The 19026-nt window shown below is 35.1% G+C and carries 19 protein-coding genes; 4 read left to right on the top strand and 15 right to left on the bottom strand.

Annotated features, from left to right (window positions below; genetic code table 11):
* The first annotated feature begins 24 nt into the window (after nucleotides 1-24).
* Complete coding sequence (locus tag BW942_RS00200; protein WP_000551329.1) at nucleotides 25-255, top strand: hypothetical protein; 231 nt, start codon at nucleotides 25-27, stop codon at nucleotides 253-255.
* Between the two features lie 960 nt (nucleotides 256-1215).
* Here the strand turns inward: BW942_RS00200 and BW942_RS00195 are convergent.
* The 5 genes from BW942_RS00195 to BW942_RS00175 all read right to left on the bottom strand — a co-directional run bounded on the left by BW942_RS00195 (nucleotide 1216) and on the right by BW942_RS00175 (nucleotide 5787).
* The gene (locus BW942_RS00195; protein WP_001162264.1) at nucleotides 1216-1890 is read right to left on the bottom strand and encodes a hypothetical protein; all 675 of its coding nucleotides are present in this window, start codon (nucleotides 1888-1890) and stop codon (nucleotides 1216-1218) included.
* 210 nt (nucleotides 1891-2100) lie between these two features.
* Nucleotides 2101-2235, bottom strand: coding sequence for a hypothetical protein (locus BW942_RS21940; protein ID WP_002069672.1), 135 nt, complete (start codon nucleotides 2233-2235; stop codon nucleotides 2101-2103).
* Nucleotides 2236-3191: 956 nt separating this feature from the next.
* Nucleotides 3192-4013 carry an acyl-CoA desaturase gene (locus BW942_RS00185; protein WP_000511395.1) on the bottom strand — a complete coding sequence of 274 codons (822 nt, stop codon included), beginning with the start codon at nucleotides 4011-4013 and terminating at the stop codon, nucleotides 3192-3194.
* A 377-nt stretch (nucleotides 4014-4390) separates the two neighbouring features.
* Entirely contained in the window at nucleotides 4391-4870 is a 480-nt protein-coding gene (locus tag BW942_RS00180) for a hypothetical protein (protein ID WP_000012417.1), read from the bottom strand.
* Nucleotides 4867-5787, bottom strand: coding sequence for an ATP-binding protein (locus BW942_RS00175; protein WP_000076448.1), 921 nt, complete (start codon nucleotides 5785-5787; stop codon nucleotides 4867-4869). Before BW942_RS00175 ends, BW942_RS00180 begins: the two co-directional genes overlap by 4 nt.
* 192 nt (nucleotides 5788-5979) lie before the next feature.
* Here BW942_RS00175 and BW942_RS00170 point away from each other — a divergent pair, with 192 nt between their 5' ends.
* Together BW942_RS00170 and BW942_RS00165 are read left to right on the top strand one after the other, a co-directional pair.
* On the top strand, nucleotides 5980-6879 hold the full coding sequence (locus BW942_RS00170; protein WP_001968824.1) for an NAD(+)/NADH kinase: 900 nt from the start codon (nucleotides 5980-5982) through the stop codon (nucleotides 6877-6879).
* Entirely contained in the window at nucleotides 6876-7220 is a 345-nt protein-coding gene (locus tag BW942_RS00165; protein WP_000080465.1) for an STAS domain-containing protein, read from the top strand. The genes BW942_RS00170 and BW942_RS00165 overlap by 4 nt, the downstream gene beginning before the upstream one ends.
* Before the next feature lie 7 nt (nucleotides 7221-7227).
* Here BW942_RS00165 and BW942_RS00160 read toward each other — a convergent pair whose 3' ends face one another.
* The gene (locus tag BW942_RS00160) at nucleotides 7228-8826 is read right to left on the bottom strand and encodes a PhoX family protein (RefSeq protein ID WP_001054393.1); all 1599 of its coding nucleotides are present in this window, start codon (nucleotides 8824-8826) and stop codon (nucleotides 7228-7230) included.
* A 229-nt stretch (nucleotides 8827-9055) separates the two neighbouring features.
* Between BW942_RS00160 and BW942_RS00155 the strand changes: the two genes are divergently transcribed.
* Entirely contained in the window at nucleotides 9056-9547 is a 492-nt protein-coding gene (locus tag BW942_RS00155) for a hypothetical protein (RefSeq protein WP_000873430.1), read from the top strand.
* On the opposite strand, the gene BW942_RS00150 is transcribed toward BW942_RS00155, so the two are convergent.
* The 9 genes from BW942_RS00150 to BW942_RS00110 are packed head-to-tail and all read right to left on the bottom strand — an operon-like array spanning nucleotide 9528 to nucleotide 18922.
* A complete protein-coding gene (locus tag BW942_RS00150; protein ID WP_000395725.1) occupies nucleotides 9528-10097 on the bottom strand; it encodes a hypothetical protein in 570 nt (189 codons plus the stop codon). The two genes, BW942_RS00155 and BW942_RS00150, sit on opposite strands and share 20 nt — an antisense overlap.
* A 17-nt stretch (nucleotides 10098-10114) precedes the next feature.
* Nucleotides 10115-11938, bottom strand: a complete 1824-nt coding sequence (gene htpG / locus BW942_RS00145) for a molecular chaperone HtpG (RefSeq protein ID WP_001288005.1) — start codon at nucleotides 11936-11938, stop codon at nucleotides 10115-10117.
* Nucleotides 11935-13578: a BatD family protein gene (locus BW942_RS00140; RefSeq protein ID WP_001079251.1), complete on the bottom strand. Its 1644-nt coding sequence runs from the start codon at nucleotides 13576-13578 to the stop codon at nucleotides 11935-11937. The genes htpG and BW942_RS00140 overlap by 4 nt, the downstream gene beginning before the upstream one ends.
* On the bottom strand, nucleotides 13575-14264 hold the full coding sequence (gene batC / locus BW942_RS00135; protein ID WP_000809732.1) for a TPR repeat-containing protein BatC: 690 nt from the start codon (nucleotides 14262-14264) through the stop codon (nucleotides 13575-13577). The genes BW942_RS00140 and batC overlap by 4 nt, the downstream gene beginning before the upstream one ends.
* Nucleotides 14261-15304, bottom strand: coding sequence for a VWA domain-containing protein BatB (gene batB / locus BW942_RS00130; RefSeq protein ID WP_001070976.1), 1044 nt, complete (start codon nucleotides 15302-15304; stop codon nucleotides 14261-14263). Before batB ends, batC begins: the two co-directional genes overlap by 4 nt.
* Complete coding sequence (gene batA / locus BW942_RS00125; protein WP_001011139.1) at nucleotides 15301-16239, bottom strand: VWA domain-containing protein BatA; 939 nt, start codon at nucleotides 16237-16239, stop codon at nucleotides 15301-15303. The genes batB and batA overlap by 4 nt, the downstream gene beginning before the upstream one ends.
* Nucleotides 16236-17105, bottom strand: a complete 870-nt coding sequence (locus tag BW942_RS00120; RefSeq protein WP_000744235.1) for an LB_053 family protein — start codon at nucleotides 17103-17105, stop codon at nucleotides 16236-16238. Before BW942_RS00120 ends, batA begins: the two co-directional genes overlap by 4 nt.
* Nucleotides 17102-17932: a DUF58 domain-containing protein gene (locus BW942_RS00115; protein WP_000619592.1), complete on the bottom strand. Its 831-nt coding sequence runs from the start codon at nucleotides 17930-17932 to the stop codon at nucleotides 17102-17104. Before BW942_RS00115 ends, BW942_RS00120 begins: the two co-directional genes overlap by 4 nt.
* Nucleotides 17933-17938: 6 nt before the next feature.
* Nucleotides 17939-18922 (bottom strand): AAA family ATPase, encoded by a 984-nt coding sequence (locus BW942_RS00110; RefSeq protein ID WP_000410299.1) that lies wholly within the window; start codon nucleotides 18920-18922, stop codon nucleotides 17939-17941.
* Nucleotides 18923-19026: the final 104 nt, after the last annotated feature.

Genomic DNA, 19026 nt, shown 5'->3' with positions numbered 1-19026 from the left:
GCATAACAAAGTGTCCAAAATTCTGTGCATAACGAAAAATTTATATTACTCAATTCTATAAAACCAGTAAAACTCAAAATTTATCTCTATAATAAAAATTCATTGTTATTAACGTATATTCTTAAACTTCAAATTCTTTTTTGTTTCGGACCTATAAAAATTGATTTTAAATTTTTACAAAACTCGCAAAATAAAAACTTTATACAAAAATCTGATTGGACAAAGATCCTTTTAAAATTTTATAGAGATTCCTAACAGTAATCTTCGATCACATGGAAGACTCTACTAACCTTTATTTAGCGTGAGTTCAACATAAAAAAATCTGGTCGAATTCAGCTTTGCCGGACCGGACCGTGTTTTCAGCTTCTATCAACAAATTGAAGGTTCGCTTGAAAACAAAATCTTTTCATGAATTCAATTTATTATAGAACACAATCTGTTGAGCGCCCGCAGAAGCGAAACGCTGAGTTACTTCGAACGACCCAGAAAACTTCCTAAATGCTTCTCTAAAGAGAGGTGTATTCAGAAAGGGAAACGTTGAGCCGCTACATCTCAATCGCTTTTGCATTGGATTATACCTAACTTAAATTAAACGACACTTTGTAACAAACATCTAGGTACTCAATTTTATAGGTATGAGTATTATATCAAACTTATGTTATTTAGATTTATAAAATAGAATGTTCAAGGTCATAGTATTCTATTTTTACATGAGTTCGACTGAGAAAGAATTTTCTAAAATTATAGTTCCTACATCATTTTACAGACAAACCTAGGTTTGTGGTACTTCCCGCACTTGAATACGACAGATTCAATTGTTATAAACTTCTATTTTATAAATTGTAGTAGTTTGCACATTTAAGGAATCAATCTGTAAAGTTCAGATTCCAGCTTTTTTTAGAATCATGAGTTCTTTACATTGAACTCAGGTTATTTTATATAAGGATAAATGATCATAAATCGTCAAAAACACATCTATCGTTGGGCAAAAATTAAAAATCGGAAGTGAAAAATAATCTTTACTCATAACTATATAATAAGGTACCTAATATTTTACATAAAATCAGCGTTTGGTAATAAAGTTAACGGTACTCAATTTTCTAGAGATCAGTAGTTTTTTGAAGTTTCCTCAAATACGAAAAATATTAATTTATTTTTTATAAATCAATAAATTTTTAGTTTAGAAACTACTAATATAATTTTTAAAAACCATCGTTAATTGTTAGACAAGGTGATTTTGGCAATTATACCCGAACGAAAAATAATGAGTATAACATCTTTTTGAACAACCATTTCTAAAACGTGATGTACAGTTTGATTCGAAAAATTAGGATGCCCTTCTGTATCCGGCAATAAAAGAACCGAACCAGATTTTAACTCTCCGTTTTCCGTAAATACAGACACTAAACTTTGTTCAAAACTTTCGTTAGATACGATCGCCCAAATTCGATTGGACTCGTCCACGTCAAACGCTCTGACAAAACGATTCCTTAATACAGAATTAGATATTTCGAATTTTTTTCCTACTTCGTTTAACAAATGAAAAGCTGAAGATACATGATATTCAGTTTCACAGACAATCCAGGGAGTATGAGAAACAAATTTCCATTTTGAATTTTTAATCTTCTGTTTGAATATACCTTTAGGAGACTTAAAATTCGAAACGTTAAAAACGAATAGTTCTTCGTCTCCGGTAAAAATTACGGAATCGTTATGAATCGCTGCATCCACGACCCAAGCGCTATTAAATCCATCGTTAACTAAAGACTTATCTTCTTCGTGTGATGAAACGTCATGCAAGCGAAATTGTTTTTTGCTCTTATATTCCGTATTATCATAATAGTTTGAATAATAAAATATAACATTTTCCTTAAGAACTGCCAAGGCCACCCTTTTCCACCTTGATAAGAGCTCTCGAGAGATAAAATCCCTTCTGTAGACAGTTTAAATTTTAAATAACCTGATTCATAATAAATTAGAATATTATAATTTTCAGAAACATGAATACGTGGGTTTCGGATATTTTTTTCCGTAATAAGGATGGTTGAAACTTTTTGCACCTGATCAAAAGCAATTCTCCAAACAGACACCGCTTTGGTACTAAAGTGTCCCACCGTGTAAAACGATAAAAAAGTTTCTGTCCTTTGAGACCTTACAAGCTTGAATATCCGGCTCGTCGATTCCATCTTTGAGGGAATTTAATATTTCGATAGATTGAATTTTTTCCGAATTCATAATTGTTCCTTATCGTTTTGAATATTTTTAGATTGCGATCGTTTCTTGTGCCAAATTTTAAATCGACTTAGATTCGACGTAAGAGGCTTGTTTTATTAAGAACTTGTCCCAAAACCTCAAAAAATTTTAGGTGATAATTCTTTAGAAATTTTTAATAAAATGTTATAGTTCCCACAAATTAAGTCGTATTTGGCAATTTGCAAACTTTCGAGTAGCTCTAATCTCGTTAAATTTTCGTAGTAGTTCCCACATTGGACGGTTTTGAAACACGCTATAAATCCAATTTTCCCACAAAAAATATAACATGGAAACTCTTACGGTTTATGTTTTACAGCTCATTTTGAAAATGTAGGAACTACTACGAACTCAAATCACGAAAAATGAATTCTCGACCTTATTTCTGTTTCATGAAATCGCCGATTGAAACAGTTTTGTTAATCGCCGCTATGGAATTTTTCATGTGACTGAATCTGTGGGAACTCTCACAAATCTAGATTCTACAGTAAAATTTTAATTAAAAATCTCGCAGTAAAACTTTCAAGAATTCGAAATTTTCTTAAACCAGTCTATAAAAATGAATATGGAAATTTCGTTGTTTTTAGAAAATTTTTTTTCTAATTTGTACTATATCGAACTCACACTAAATTAACGTGAGTTCGATATAAGCAATACGAAAGCAATTGTTATGTGTAACTAAAAACACGATTGTAAGAAACGTTTTACTAAGTTAAGAGCGCAAACCCATAGGAAAGTTTAAATTCCAAAGAAATTAAGGCATCATACTACGATCCATAGGAGATATCATTATTTTTTATTTGCCAAAATTCTCTTAAACCAAACCAGAAACTATAGCTTTATACAATCAAAAAGAGACAAATCATAATTTCAAAATATAAGAAATACATGATTAGTCTATCATGTCAAAAACACTGTGCAAACCAACCACCTAACCTCTATTAAGCGGCAACCGTAGAAGTGGACGTAGGTTCCACAAGTACCTCCGAACCGCGAAGTATTTTTTTTCCTTTTTCGGTCCAGACTGCTCTTTGGATTTTGATAATTCTGAAAAAATGCAAAATTTTCATTACTTGATAAGTAAAATCCAGTTCGAACCAACGAAACGCGAAGTTCGGAGAATTTGGATGAGCGTGATGATTATTCTGATATAATTCTCCTGCGATCATAAAATCTACAAATAAAGTATTCTTAGAATTGTCCGGATTTTTTTTATGATTTCTATATCCATACATATGACCGCACCAGTTTACGATTGCTCCATGCAACGGCCCCATAAGCCAATGGATCGGCAGAAGTAGATACCAAGCATACTGCCCTTCAGGGACAAAGTAAAAATAAAATAAAGTATAAAGTGTTCCACAAAAAAGTCTGAAAGTCCAAGAATTACTGAGAACGTCGATCGCAGGCCATTCAGGATAGTTTCCTTTAAACTCCTTTTCGACGTTTGTTGTTTCTTCTAAAATCGCTTCATAATTGAGAGCAGTTTTCCACATCATATCCAAAAAACCTTTAGAAGCTACGGGAGAATGCGGGTCCTTACCTGTATCGCTATAAGCATGGTGTTGTCTGTGCATAATCGCATAAGCACGTGGATTTAAAAAAGAAGAGCCTTGGGCTACACAAGTAAAAATATAAAAAAACTTCTCCCAAAATTTGTTCATTTTGAACATTGCGTGTGCCGCATATCTATGAAGAAAAAACGATTGAACAAAAGCAGATAAAAACCAGTGCCCAATGAAAAAAGATAGAATGATCCCCATTTGGTATTAACTCCTATTGAATAAATAGAGGCATTTGATAGGGAGAAGGTTGCGGAAAAGTTGCGAATTATTTTGAAAAAAGAGAATTTTTTTCTACTTGTTTTTCAAAAAGTCAAAAACCTAATCTTTTATTTGAAAAACTACAGAAACTATCTCATTGATTGATTCTTTAAGGTTGTTAAAAAATGAATTCTCCATCGTTTCATTTCATAAAAACAGTCGATTGAAGCAGTTTTGTTAATCGCTGCTATGGAATTTTTCAACAGTTATAAGATCAAAAAAAATATAAAATTTTCAATTCAATGAATTTGGAAATTAAAATTGACCCAAACGTTATAAAGAATCCATTTTCAAAATGCGCTTATGTAAAAATTACTTCACTCTAAATTTTTGAGATCTTTCAAAACTTCTTCTTCATAGTTTATTTTCAAACGATCTAAAAAGTTGTCCCGCAAAGGAATTTTATCATTTAAGAACAAAGAGAACAATTCGTTTAACAATTTTCTTCTTTCTTCAAAACCGGTAAATAACCATTCTAAAAGCTCCAAAGCAAGATCCATTTTTCCTTCAGTTTGAATCATATTACAAAATTCTTGTCTAATTTTTTCTTCCTGATCCGTTTTTAAAAGACCTCGAATTTTTTCAGGATAAAGATTAAGTAAGGTTTGTTTTTTCGCGTTGGGAGTAAATACGAAACATTTTTTATCGGAAGGTAGATGAGAAAGAACCGCATCTTCGGCGTCTTGGGGTGAAACCCCGTCTTCTTGCAAAGTTTTGAATATAACTTCTCCCAGTAAAAAATCTCGAAAAGGATAAAACGGAAAATCCTCTCCAGATTTGCCCGATTCACCACTCATTCTTTTTCGATCTCAACTTGTTTACGAATTTTTTCAAAAAGATTCTCAAGTTCAAAAGAAGTAAATTCTCTCGTAGGTTCAAAAGAACAAAATACAGCCCTATAGTATTTATCTTTGTGAACAAGATAAAAACCGGATGTTTCCATCATAGTCCTAAGTTTGGTTTCTCTGGAGGAAGCGACCACAATCGTAACCGAAGATAGTTTACTTTTTCTATGATCGATATGAAAATAACACAATGCTTCTTCCGGGTCCAAACGATCGATCTCTTCCTTAATTTCATCAAAACTCGTTACGTCTCTTGGACCTTTTGGATCTTTATAATTGATCAGAACCCTTTTGAAATAATGCATCTTATTTCCTTCGGGTGTAATTTCCATTCCGTTTAATATCCTTCTTTCGTCGGCCAACTCCTTCATCAAAAATTCTCCCCTACCCCTAGAATTATCTATGTCAAAGTGTTCAGAGGAAATGTCTCCCTTTTTGACGTTTTCATTGATTTGGGAAAGAGTATATTTCATCCCTGGTTGCATTTCGTGTTTGAAAGACATCTTAAAAAACGGATTTATAACTTCATTATGTAATTCTAATTCAATTTCGGCGTATTTTCCATGACCGTGTTCTACGATGTTTTGAATCGCTTCTGTCGCAATAATCCGAATTGTATCTGGATCCAATCCAGCTAATAAAGAATAACGATGAACAAAATTTTTGATTTCATATAGTGTCCCCAAACTTTCGTCAATTCTTCCTTGGATCTCATTGGTTACGATTTCTTCTCGAAAGACTCTGACGTAATATCGAACATTTGCCATTCCTTTTTTCAGATAAGGAGAATATGCCGTATTTTCTATCTGCCGTTTGAGTTTTTTGTTTTCTTCTTCTAATTCTCGAATTCGTTTCTCTTCTTGGGACATAAAAGCACTTTATTTCGTTTTTATATTTCACATTTTCAATCGTAAACCGACCGATTTCTAAACTAACTTTAGATGTTATGGATTCAAGTGATAATTATAGTGACATTGAAAAAACAAAATGTATCTTTCATTTTCTGTAACCTTCAAAAAAATCTCGATCATTTAAAACCAAATCTGTTTTCTTGTATCAGGATGTCCTTAAATAGATTAAAGACGGCCCAACGAATCCTGATTTTAGGCAAACGAACTAAATTTGAACTGGATTTAGAAGAATGGGGGTCTCTTGAAAAAATTCAAAAAATTTATAAAATTCAAAACGACTCTTTTACAAGAATTCACGAATCACATATCAGACAAATTTCCAATCGTGAAACTCTGAAACGTCTTTTTCCAAACGGAGACTTTATCTTTAGAAAAGATTTGGAACAAAAACCTCCCTCTGATTACGATCTAGTAATCGCGTTAGGAGGAGATAATCATTTTACCTTTGTTGCTCACCACGCTATAGACACTCTCGTTTTAGGCTGTAATTCCGACCCACCTACATCAGTGGGGGCTCTTCTTTCTTTTCACGTAGAAGACATTAAAAAAGCTCTGGAAACAAATTGGGAAAATACAATTTTAGAAGAATGGCCCTTGATCGAAGTCAAAATTCATTATCCGGATGGTAGAAAAATAAACACTTTAAGAGGAATCAGTGAAATTTCGATCCGAAACAACAGCCCCGATCTAACAAGCCGTTTTTTAATCTGCCACCAAAATCAAATGGAAGAACAAAAATGTTCCGGACTTTTAGTGTATACAGGTGCAGGTTCCACTGGTTGGGTCATGTCTTGCGAGAATACAGACACAAGTTTTGATAAACAATCTCCCTTTTTTAAAGTCTATTGTAGAGAACTTAGAAAAAAGGAACATACTCGGTATACTCTCGACCATTTTACGGTTACCGACGGTTTTAGTCTAATTTCAGAAATGAAAGGTGGAATTTCAATCGATTCTCTTGCGGAAACGATTTACGATTTTCCCCCCGGAGCAAAAGCTGAATTTAGCCTCTCTCAAAAAAAATTACACGTAGTGGTTCGTAAATCATGAGTCAACTAAAGATTAAAAAGAAAGAAATCTCGACGGAAATTTTCATCTATGTGCTGGATGGAAGATTAGATGAAAGTAGTTTTACTGAATTTAAAACCGAAATCATAGATCCTCCTCATCCGAACGTAGTAATACTCAATCTAAACGAATTGAAGTATGTTTCCAGTTCCGGAATACGTTCCATCTTCGAACTAAAACACAAACTTTCAAACGATGGTAAAAAACTTTTTTTGACGGAAGCTTCAGAAAAAGTAATTCAGATCTTCAACCTTTTAGGACTTTGGAAACCTTTTACTCATTTTGACACGGAAACCCAAGCACTCGAAGCAGCTACAAAATAGAATCAAATTACTTTAGATAAATTGCAACTACTCCGGACCTAGGCACGGACTCTCCTCCGTGAGGCCAGTGACTGGTTGGTTTTCCATAGTCTTTTGTGGTTTCCCCCGGATGTTGTACAGAAAGAAATAATTCCTTTTGATCAGGAGTAAACCAAAGTCCAGTCAACTCAGCTCCTACCGGAGAAGAAGCAAATTGATACGCCCGACCCGTATCGGTCCGGATCACAAATAGTCCGTTATTTCCAAATTTCTTATATACAGATCTATTTAAGTTCTTAGCAGAAATGTCCGTAACAACCCAAAGATTCCCTTCTTTATCAAACGCAAGATTGTCCGGAGCGGCAAATCTGGCACCACCCGCAATAAACACTTCAAAATCAAATTCTAAACCAGCGTGGTCCCCTGATTTTTCTCGGATACGTAAAATCTGACCAAATAAATTTCCATGTCTATCGTTGTTTGTCATTGCTATAAATATAGTCCCGTCCAAAGGATGAATTTCTATATCTTCGGGACGATCCATTGGAGTCGCGCCACAAATTTTTGCAGCGGCTCTACAATGTACTAAAACGTCTGCTTGGGTTTCGAACTGTCTATTACCGTTTTCTGTTTTATAATTCTTTAATGTTTCATTAGTTTCCAAATCCAATGGAATCCAAGTTCCTTTATCGAAGTCCGCGACGTATAAAATTCCTTCCTCCAGTAAAGTGGAATTTTTTGCACCTAAAGAAGGATCATAGGATTTTTTAGACACAAACTTATATACAAATTCATCCCTCGCGTCGTCTCCCATATATACCACCAATTTTCCGGAAGGAGACAACACAAGCGCCGCGTTTTCATGTGCAAACCTTCCCAAGGCAGTATGTTTTACAGGAACGGATTTAGGATCAAAAGGGTCCACTTCGATCACCCAACCATAATGGGTTTCGTGGGTAAGTTTACAAGGTTCAATGATCCATTCTACGTTTTCTTCACAAGAAAGAACCGTATTCCAAAACGTTAATCCTCCCGCACAATTTGCAAACGTCCCAAAAACCAGATTCGTATTTCCTACTGCAGCACTTCCGGCAGCTGGACCCGTTAGGCGAAATTGCGTAAGACCGTGAATCCTTCTTCCGTATTTGGAATCGGGGTTAAGAATCCATTCTCCTTTCTTTTTATAGATATGAATTACAGAACCTCCTAATGCATACAGATATTGTTCTATCTGTTTATCCGTTCTTAAATTCGGTCCTTGTTTTTGACTATCGTATCCGTTTACATAATATTCTAATGTTCCTAAAGTCTCGTGATTGTTCCAAAGAAGACCAGCATTCTTCTTTCCTTCCAAAGGAAAAAAACAATTGAAATCCGAATTAAAGCCGAACGTATCTCCTTGTGGATTGATCTTATCTCCGTAAAGAGCGATTGTATTGTATTGATAACCAGAAGGTAAGATCAAAGCATCTTGTTCACTCGGAGAAATTGTTTGAAACTTTGGAAACTTGTTCCGTTTAGACTTTAAAGGTTTTGGAGAAGAGGAAAGAATGCCGGATCTTGCAAGAGCCAAAGCCGCTGCACCCTTCCCTAAATATCTTAAGAATTGGGATCTGGACAAATTCATACGTCTAAATTTTCAAAACTCTCTTTCATCGAAATTAAATATGATTAAAAATTTTCAAAAGATTTCGTAGATCTAAAAATTAAATTCTTCATCATTTTCTTTGAAAATAAAGATATTCTTTTATTTATCAATACAAAGCAAAAATACGATCAGGTTCATTTTTTCTTATTCATTTTATTTGGTTGTAATAATCCGAAGTAATTGAAAACTAACAGTTTAGAACTCTTTCATGAAGTATTTCACCCCATTTTATAAAATACTATTTACGATTGGTTTTGGTTCTACTTTATTTTTCCTTCCTTTTTATCTATTCATTCACACAGAAAACAAACAATTAGACTGGATCTATCAAAAACTGAAAGAACCAGGTTCTACCGTCTTTGGTACTCTTACGGAATCAGTTCGTATAGAAAAATCGGGAAGAAGAGCCTATCTAGTTTCTTATAGGGTCCCAGATGAATTCGGAAAATTATACGAAATTACAGAACAAGTGGATGAAAATTTATACCAAAGACTCCGGGTAGGAGACAGTATAGAAGTACGAATACAAACTTTAAAAACCTTCGGAAAAATCCGTATGTTGGCCAGAATCAAAAAGAACTCTTTATCTATAAACGATTTTGATTTTTTAGAAATGTTTTCTAAAATAGGTCTTTGTTTTTCCGTAATTTTACTTGCCACCGGATTTTATTATAGAATTTTCAAGGATCAGGCAGTTTAATAAAAAAAGGATTTTCTTTTTGAAAGATCAGCTGCACTTGATACGGTTCCATCACGTAACGGGAAGGATTGATTTCGTAGGAGATGTATAAAAAATACTTATCGTATATCACGATATACATATATTCTTGAAATCGAATATGTTGCATCTGATTTCTAATACCACGCATCCAAATAGAATCCGAATTTACTCTTTCATAACGGATACTGGCAGCCTTGATTTGTTTCAGATAATCCTGAGTTATAGAAGGTTCTCTTTTTCTAAGTTCTAATTTAAAAGAACGAATCAGATTGTATTCCAATTTTGCTTTTTCAAGCGCGCCAACGTCTGGGATGGTTCGGAAATAATATTCGTAGTATTCCTTATCTAGAGTACTTGCATCTTTTTTATGAATATCTACGTTTTCCTCTGGTGCAGGTCCAGCAGAACTTTGTGTTCCTTGAGAGAGTAATGGTCCACAGTAGAAAAAAAAGATAATAATAAGAACCTGTATTCGAAGCCAATCCATAAAACGCACAGTATAAGTATCGGATCGACTTCGAAATTCCAAGTCTTTTTTCCGACTTTTTACGTGCCGCTCAACTCTTCTAAAGTTTCCGTGGTCCTCTTTAGATATTCAGAAAACTCAGATTCATCAAATATTTTAGAGGAAAGAAGAGCCATATCATATACGGTTCTAGCCAACTTATCCGCCTTAGCCGAACTAAGTCCTTTAGATAAACCTAAAATATTCTTCACGAGAGAAGAACGAGTATTAACTACGAGAGTATGATTCTTTAAAAGATCGAGAGGTTTTTGGCCACCTAACATATTCATTTCGTTTAGTCTACGCAGATGCTCCGGAAGTAAAACCACCGCCGGCACAGTCTCTGCTTTGAGAGGTTCTGCTTTAATTTCCAATCCGTCCCGTTTTAGTATTTTTTCGAAAAGTTCTCGGATTCGGTCCGCCTCTGTTTTGTTATCCGAATCCACAATCGGAGAAGAATGTTCCTTATCCACAACTCCTTCGGCAAGTTCAGAATCAGCTCTCTGAAATTTCATATCCGGATTTTTAGATTCTAAAAATTGAATAAAGTGAGAATCAATTCTAGAATCTACTAAAATCGCTTCGAGTCCCTGAGATTTAAGCAAATCCATATAGACGGAAGAAGTTTCAGAAGCATAAAATACTTTGCCGTTGTTCTTTTCCTTGTTTTTGTTCCAATAGTCTTCGAGACGAACAATTTCACCATTAGAAGTTTTGAAAAAGATTAAATCCTTTGCCGCCTCGTAAAATTTGTCGTCAGTCAACATTCCGTATTTTACAAAAATGGAAACTTCATCCCAGTTCTTTCTAAACTCTTCCTCGTTCTTTTTGAACTCCTCGTTTAAACGATCCGCTATTTTTTTTACGATATGAGCGGAAATCTTTTTTACCAAAGGGTCACTTTGTAAATAAGAACGGGAAACGTTTAAAGGAAGATCCGGAATATCAATGGTTCCCTTAAGTACAGTCAAAAACTTAGGAACCAAGTCGTTTGCGTCGTCACTTACAAATACGTGATTACAATAGAGTTTGATTCCTGATTGATTTACGTCTAACTCGTGTTTTAATTTAGGAAAATATAATATTCCCTGAAGACGGAACGGATAATCCACGTTTAGATGAACGTGAAAAAGTGGTTCTCCCGAAAAAGGGAAAAGATAGTTATAAAATTCCTCATACTTTTCCTTGGTAACGGAAGAAGGAGCTTCGGACCAAAGAGGAGTTTGTTTATTTGCCTGTTCGTTTTTGACGTAGATTGGAACCGGAAGAAAATCGCAGTATCTTCGGATTAGTTCTTTAAGTTTCCACTGATCTAGATATTCACCGGAATCTCCATCTAAGTGGAGAGTAATTTTAGTTCCTCTCGTGGCTTTATCTGAAGAACGTAAATAAAATTCAGTTCCAGATTCACTTTCCCAGACCACTCCAGTAGAATCTTTCTGATACGATTTGGTCTCTAAGATTACTTTTGTAGAAACCATAAAACAGGAGTAAAAACCCAATCCGAAATGCCCTATGATTTCCGGTTTGGCACCTTCTCCTTGAAATTTTTTTACAAATTCTTCCGCACTCGAAAACGCAATTTGATTGATGTATTTCTGAACTTCCTCGGAACTCATTCCGATTCCGTTGTCTTCTATTGTTAGAATTCTTTTTTCTTGATCAAAATCTAAATCGATTCTATAATCGGTGCCTCCTTCGAATTCTTCGGAGAATGCAATTTTTTTTAACTTAGTAATCGCATCACTCGCGTTAGATACAAGTTCCCTAATAAAAATGTCCCTTTCGGAATAGAGCCATTTTTTAATGATCGGAAATATATTTTCCGTTTCTACGGAAATTCTTCCTTTAATTTCTTCGCTCATAAATTTTCCTCCATCTTATTTTTCAAAATAAAATTTGCGATATGTAACAGGGTCCGTTTGTCCTTTCGATTCAATTGAAACGCAATCTCCGCAAAACCGGATTTGGCTTCTGAAATTTCCAATAAAAAGGAAACGTCCTCTTCAGAAATCCCTTTGGAAAGTAAGGACTGCCTCAATACCAAGCCTCTTTTAGTTCCCGTTTGCAAGTCAAGTTCTTTTAAAATCGGAACTCCGAAGATCGGAAAAAGAATTGGAAGAGATATTAGAAAAGTAGAATCCGATTTTTGGAAATAAAACCAAATCGTAAAAGATAAAAATATAAAAGCGAAGGATAAAAGTCGAAAATAAAAAAATAAAGTCGAAATCTGATTTTCTTCGGAAGGTTCTTGGTTTTTAGAATTTTTGTCCGTTCGAACAGAAACATTTACAGAAGGAATCTCAAAATAAATCGTCCGATACGTTCTAGTACCCGGATCGAAAAAAATAAAATCTTTCGGTTCTTGTTTCCAAACCCCGACGGTCCTCATCGGGATGCCGTATTCAAAACGAGCTACGGAATAAAAACCGTATTCTCCATTCTCTAACTCAGTAAATTTCCAAGAACGAGAAGTGTCATACAACGTTACTTCTGGAATACAATTTTTTCCTTCTTTACAATTGGAAATCGGTTCCGTCACAGAAGAAAGATTCCCCTCACCTTCGATCGTCAGTTTCAGATATAAGGTCTCTCCTTCTTGAATGGTTTTTCGATCATTTTCGATTTTTACATGAGTTTTAAACTTGCCTACCGCTCCACTAAACTTTCCTTCAAATTTAGGAAGTTCTTTTACACGGATTTGATTGGGAGTTGTAGGAATCGTTTTCACGTTGAAGTAAGATTGAAGCTGACCTTCTAAAGCGAAGGTAGTTTTACCGAGTTGAAATTCTCCAGCTCTCAGAGGAATTAAAGAATAAATTTCTTTGTTATATACAGCAATATCATATACGTTTCCTTCATATAAAACCTGATCTGGAACTTTTACCGCAACTCCGGAAATTACTTCACTCCGAAAATACGGAAAACGAATAGAATCGGCAGGATTGCGATCGAAGTAAGGCTTGCGTACGTCCTTATAATACAAAGTAAAATAACCGATGAGAGGTTCTCCAACCCAAACTTCTTTTTTACTCGTTTGGAAGAGTACTTTCAGATCTGCGTTTTCGGGTACGGTTTCTTCTTCAAAACGAAAAAAACGATCAAAAAAAGTACCCCTTCCTCTTTTTGCAACTTTAGATTTTTCTAATACTTGAATCTTTAAGGGAGGAGGAGAAAACGTTTTACCGTTCACTTCGATGCTAAGAGTTGGAAGTGTAAACACACCTTGTTTGGAAGCTTGGATTCTAAACTTCAAAAGCCTTTTTCTAAAAACTTGAAAATTGACGATCGTAGTATTCTCTTCCGAACCGGCATAGGATATGGAAACATCTGAATTGGAATAAGATTTCTGAGGGATCAAAAATCTGGAGTTCATATCCAATTCAAAAACGGCATAGGATTCTTCTCCTAGGGGGAATGTATTTCGCGTAATGTAGAATTTAGTTTCTTCCGCAGAAAGAGAACCAATCCAAAATAAAAAAAGGATGGTCCAGAATCGGTTCACCAGAAAACCTCTCTGTCTTTGGTTCTTCCGCTTTTTCTGCGTATCTTATTTAAATCTAAAGAATCCAAAATCCTTTCCGTTTCCTCTTTAGTAAGGCGTTCTTCTTTGTTAGGCGAACCATTTGCGTTTTCCTTTTCGTTCTGACCGTTTTTCTGTTTTTTACCTGAAAAGGAATTCGTTTGATTTTTAGAACGATCTTCTTTTTTAGAATTAGAATTTTGTGGATCGGAATTTTGAGAAGGAGGTGGGGTCTTACGAAGATATTCTAAATTTTTTCTAGCTTCTTTTAAATCCGGATTGAGTTTTAAAGCCTTGATATATTCTTCTGCGGCTTTTTTACGATCTCCGACACGCATATAACTGTTTCCTAAATTAAACCTGGATTTCCATTGAACTTCGGGAGAAGTAGAATCTGCAGACTTTTCAAAATGACGAATCGCCTTATCGATGTTACCCGATTTGAACTCTGCGGTTCCACGATTGAATTCTAATCTAGAATCTTCAGGGAAATAAGACTCTGCTTCCTGATATTTTTTTAAAGATTCTAGGTATTCTCCCTGATTGTAATATTCTAAACCTTCTTCGATCCGATTTCCACCTGGGTCCAATTCAATCGCGTATAAAGACGCAGTTAAACTTAAACCAATTAGAATTACAAAATATTTAAATATACGAATTTGTTTCATATTACAGAAACCGATTTCCGTTTGGGAAATAACAAAGATTCCACTAAAATCCAATCCAATAATAGTAGAAAAACTGCCGCAAATAAAAATTTGCCAGAACCTTCCGCGCGTTTTAGATCTTTTTTTCTAGAATATAAATTTTCCTCTAAAGAAAAAATTTCCTTTTGTAGAATTGTAGAATCGGGTGGATTTGAATCCAGTGAATAAAAATTTCCGTCGTTTTTATCTGCTAGATTTTTTAAAAAAGTTCGATTCATTTTAGAATGAATGATTCCAGGAGAATTAGAGTTTGAAGTTAGAGTTCCATCCTTCAAAAGAAAACCGTTCAAACCAGAATTTTCATCGTTATAAACTATCGGGCCCCCGCTTTCCGTTCCGGCAGCCCAAACTTGAAAACTCGCCGGAAAGGAAATCGCTTGTGGATCATTTTGATCTTCTCCATCGGTTACTAAAATCAAAATTCGATTTCGAAATACTTTTTCGGAACGAAGCAACGCTTCCGCCTTTGTAAAAGCCTGACTCAAATCGGTTCCGCGATCCCCTACCATATCCACATCCAATCCACGAACATAATCCGAAAAAGCGGACACATCCGTAGTCATCGGACAATATAAAAACGGACTTCCGGCAAATACAATCATTCCAAATCTGTTTCCAGATAAAGAGGGCAACATCCTAAGTAACACTTCTTTAAATTTAGCCAACCGAGTTGGAGAACTATCTATCGCCTGCATAGAAAGACTTACATCCACTAAAAAGAGTATATCCACTCCTTTGAAAGATTCTTCCTTTTTTTCGTCTTTCATTTCCGTTTTTAGACCTGCAAAAAAAACACAGACTAAAACCGCAAAAATTAATAAAATTCTTACCAATACCCAACGAACATCCGGAAACGAAGAAGAACGTTCTAAACCAGGATAAAAAATTTTCCATTCCCTTATTTTAGAAATCAAAAATATTCTAATAGTTGAATATATAATCCATACAATTACAAGGGCGAAAAAAATGTTTTTTAAATTAGCGGAAAACTCTTGATTCATACATAATATCTCAGAAAAAACGCACGTAGTATTAAATCTAAAAGTAAAACCGCTAAGGCTCTATAGAGCCAGATTTCATATTCAGTTTCTCTTATTTCTTTGGGAGGACTTTGCAGAGGATCTTTTTCAAGAGAATCGATCGAAGAAAGAACCGCTTTCATTTCCTCCGGATCTTCTGCCCTAAAAAATCTGCCTCCAGTATTGGCAGAAAGTTCTTGCAAAATTTCGAAATTGATTTCATAAGAACCGTCTTCTTTTCCAATTCCGACGGAATAAATTTTTGCTCCAATTTGTTCTGCAAGATCAGTCGCTGTTACTGGATCGATTTTACCCGTATTGGAAACTCCATCGGTGATGAGTACAATCACTTTAGAACGAGCCTTAGAATTCCTCAATCGATACGTAGAAAGAATGATCGCGTCTCCGATTGCGGTCCCTTGTTCCGTCACTGTTTCTTCTTCTATGGTTTCTAAAATTTCGCTCAAAGATTCTCGATCACCTGTAAGAGGAGCTTGTAAATAAGCCGCACCTGCAAAAACCACTAAACCAAGACGATCATTATTTCTTTTTTCGATAAATCTTTTTAATAGTTTTTTAGAAACTCCTAATCTAGTTTCCGGAAGAAAGTCTCTACTTCTAGACATGGAACCTGAGACATCCAAGGCGATTAATATATCTACTCCTTCTTTTTCGTCGGGTAGAAAGGTAATTTTTTTACCTGGTCCGGAAAGAGAAAGTATCATCAAACTAATCGCAATCGGGCGAAGTATCGGTAAAAATTTCCCTAAGTTTTCAAATTTGGAAAAAGTACTTTCTCTTCTTCCTGGAAAACGAATTTCCATTTTTTTTAAGTATATTTTGTTTTTATAATATATAAAAGCCCAGATCCAAACTGGAATCAAAAGTAAAAGCGCGTAAGGATATTGAAAATTCATTTTTGATCCCAGATTCCTTTCCAATATAAAAACTTTTCTTGTGCTTCTTCTTTGGATAAAAAAACGTCTTTGGGTTTAAATTTTTTTTCTGTTAAAAATTCCTTCCAAGTCATAAGTTCTTGTTTTTCAAAAGGAAATTGATCGTATAAAAAACGGAACAGCTCCGTTTCCGTAAAAGAAGAAGTCTGCTTTCCAGAAAGAGTAGATGATTTTTCTCGAATATAAGAAGATAATAATCTAGAAAACTCTCGGGCTGAAATTGATTCCCGTTTTAAAAGTTCATTTAATCGAATCTCGTAAATTTCAGTTTTTTCCAAAGTTGGTTCTACTTGAATAATTGCATCCAAGGGAAAACTTTTACGGTTATAAATACGATAGGCATAAACACCAAAACCGATCAAAAATCCTATTAGAGCCAAAAGGAGAAACAACCTTCCCCAATATGATCCTGAAAAAGTTAGAGGTGGAATTATATCCGCAGGTCCCGTATCCGAAGCTGGGATCGAAGATTCGATCAGAATTTCCTTTTTAGAAAACTCTTTTTTTCCGTTAGCATCTGTCCAAAAAATCGGAACTGCAAATTTTCCAGTAGCATAAAAAACAAAATCTACAACGAGGGAATTGTCTTTTTTTTCGGAATATAAAATTTCAAACCAAGGTATATCCGGAGAATCTTCTAAAAAATGGATTCCCATTTCCGGGATTTGAACGTTTTTTACTTCTTCTAAATTCCATTTTAATTGGTATCGAATCTTTTCTGCGACCAAACCTTTTTCCGGAAAAACAGATTCTACGGGCTCCGCAGCCAAACGAAAAGAAAACATTAAAATACAAGAATATACTATAATGCGAATCTGTTTTTTCATTTCGAAAAATACCGAACCAAATCCTTAGTTTTTAATTCGTATTCTGTCAGATTTAAGAGAGAAGTTTGAAAAAAAGAATGTAACGATTTTAATTCAAATTCCGGAGAAAGACTTTTTCCCAAAAGGCCACCGTTGGATTCTTCCGGATCTCTAATATAAAAAAAAGATAATAGTGATTTAGGAGGATTTATTTCCAAAGGATCCCTAAAACGAATTGCGTGAAGAGAATAATTTTTTTTAAGACTGGAATATTTTTTTAAACCGCGGATTCCTATAAAATCACTTAACAAAAATACGTCCGCGTATCTATGAACTCTATTTTTTAAATACCGAAATGGCAAAAGAGGTTCTGACTTTCTAGGAATCAATTCCTTAGAAGAGATTTTTCGTAATACCGGAAGCAGTTCGTTTCTGGAGCGTAAAAAATCGGTTTCCCATTCCACCCGATCACAATAGAGAACGATCTTAACTCGATTTCCTTTTTGTACATAAAGTAAAGAGATAAGAGCTAAAACCTGAAAGGCATTTTCTGCTCTAGAAAATTCTCCTGAGCCCCATTCCATAGAAGAAGATATATCGTAAAAAACGATGGCTTGCCTTTCTTTTTCTTCGTAGAATTCCCTTACATACAATTCTCCAAAACGAGAAGTTACGTTCCAATCGATCAGCCTTGTATCGTCTCCAAAATCATAGAGTCTTACATCTTTAAAATCCAGCCCTCTTCCTCGTTTGGAACTTTCCGCATTTCCAGCCTTTACTTTAAAAGAACGGGATTTACGTTCCAACTCCAGATTTGATAAAATTGATAAGAATTCTTTACGGATCATACAAAACTAAGGAACCGGAGTTGCCTCCACAACAGTTCGGATCAAAGATTCTACGTTCAATTCTTCCGAAATTGCCTCAAAGGTAAGCAGTATTCTATGTCTTAATATTTCCACAAGAGACGTTTTTACGTCTTCCGGAGTTACGTATGTCCTACCACTCAAAAGAGCATTTGCTTTAGAACTTTTTAATATACTTAAAGAAGCTCTCGGAGAAGCTCCGTGTCGGATATACGGAATGAGTTCCGGAATGGTTCTTTCTTCTGGTCTTGTATTTCGAACCAATCGTACAATATAGGATTTGATTTTTTCTTCGATAAATACTTCGTCGAGCATAGAAGATAGTCGTAAAATTTCAGAGGAAGAAACGGTTTTTTTAATCTTTCCGTTTGCCGAACTTATTTTTCCGTGTTGATCCAAAATGGAAACTTCCTCTTCCAAAGTTGGGTAATCTACGTTGATCTTCATCAAAAATCGGTCCATCTGAGCTTCGGGAAGAGGATAAGTTCCGTCCTGATCGATTGGATTTTGAGTTGCGATTACTAAAAACGGTTTGTCTAGTTTATAGGTTTTGTCTCCAATCGTAACGGTCTTTTCTTCCATACTTTCTAGAAGAGCAGACTGAACCTTAGCCGGAGCTCTATTAATTTCGTCCGCGAGTAAAACTCCGGTAAACACTGGTCCCTTTCTAGTTTCAAATTCTGTGGTTTTTGGATTAAATACTACTGTTCCGACGAGATCGGCTGGTAAAAGATCAGGTGTAAATTGAATTCTTTTAAAGTTTAAATCCAGCGCACTTGCAAGTGACCTTGCAAGTAGTGTTTTTGCAAGCCCGGGCATCCCTTCTAAAAGTACATGACCTTGACAGATCAGACAAACCAATACGTTTCGAATAACTTCGTCTTGTCCTGTAATTTCTTTTCCCAGTTCTTGTTTGAGAGTTTCCAGTTTGATCCTGGCAAACTCTAAGTCTTCCAGTGTTTCTTTTTCCATAAGGTAAGAATTCGACAACCTATCATTCGCTTCAAGCGAATTCAAAGGACACAAAACTTTACAAACCGCTTTCCTTTTTTTTAAAAACAATCAAAGAAAACTAC

The sequence above is a fragment of the Leptospira interrogans genome (genome assembly GCF_900156205.1).
Classification (GTDB): domain Bacteria; phylum Spirochaetota; class Leptospiria; order Leptospirales; family Leptospiraceae; genus Leptospira; species Leptospira interrogans.
Note: the sequence above shows the minus strand (reverse complement) of the source record. Positions and strands in the feature narration are given on the sequence as shown.

Excerpts from the sequence above, each read along its gene's own strand:
- BW942_RS21940 (WP_002069672.1), bottom strand. The coding sequence starts at position 2,235 with ATGAATTCGGAAAAAATTCAATCTATCGAAATATTAAATTCCCTCAAA.
- BW942_RS00115 (WP_000619592.1), bottom strand. The coding sequence starts at position 17,932 with ATGATCCGTAAAGAATTCTTATCAATTTTATCAAATCTGGAGTTGGAA.
- BW942_RS00110 (WP_000410299.1), bottom strand. The coding sequence starts at position 18,922 with ATGGAAAAAGAAACACTGGAAGACTTAGAGTTTGCCAGGATCAAACTG.
- BW942_RS00165 (WP_000080465.1), top strand. The coding sequence starts at position 6,876 with ATGAGTCAACTAAAGATTAAAAAGAAAGAAATCTCGACGGAAATTTTC.
- BW942_RS00160 (WP_001054393.1), bottom strand. The coding sequence starts at position 8,826 with ATGAATTTGTCCAGATCCCAATTCTTAAGATATTTAGGGAAGGGTGCA.
- batB (WP_001070976.1), bottom strand. The coding sequence starts at position 15,304 with ATGAATCAAGAGTTTTCCGCTAATTTAAAAAACATTTTTTTCGCCCTT.
- BW942_RS00180 (WP_000012417.1), bottom strand. The coding sequence starts at position 4,870 with ATGAGTGGTGAATCGGGCAAATCTGGAGAGGATTTTCCGTTTTATCCT.
- htpG (WP_001288005.1), bottom strand. The coding sequence starts at position 11,938 with ATGAGCGAAGAAATTAAAGGAAGAATTTCCGTAGAAACGGAAAATATA.
- BW942_RS00155 (WP_000873430.1), top strand. The coding sequence starts at position 9,056 with ATGAAGTATTTCACCCCATTTTATAAAATACTATTTACGATTGGTTTT.
- BW942_RS00170 (WP_001968824.1), top strand. The coding sequence starts at position 5,980 with ATGTCCTTAAATAGATTAAAGACGGCCCAACGAATCCTGATTTTAGGC.
- batC (WP_000809732.1), bottom strand. The coding sequence starts at position 14,264 with ATGAAACAAATTCGTATATTTAAATATTTTGTAATTCTAATTGGTTTA.
- BW942_RS00175 (WP_000076448.1), bottom strand. The coding sequence starts at position 5,787 with ATGTCCCAAGAAGAGAAACGAATTCGAGAATTAGAAGAAGAAAACAAA.
- BW942_RS00185 (WP_000511395.1), bottom strand. The coding sequence starts at position 4,013 with ATGGGGATCATTCTATCTTTTTTCATTGGGCACTGGTTTTTATCTGCT.
- batA (WP_001011139.1), bottom strand. The coding sequence starts at position 16,239 with ATGAATTTTCAATATCCTTACGCGCTTTTACTTTTGATTCCAGTTTGG.
- BW942_RS00120 (WP_000744235.1), bottom strand. The coding sequence starts at position 17,105 with ATGAAAAAACAGATTCGCATTATAGTATATTCTTGTATTTTAATGTTT.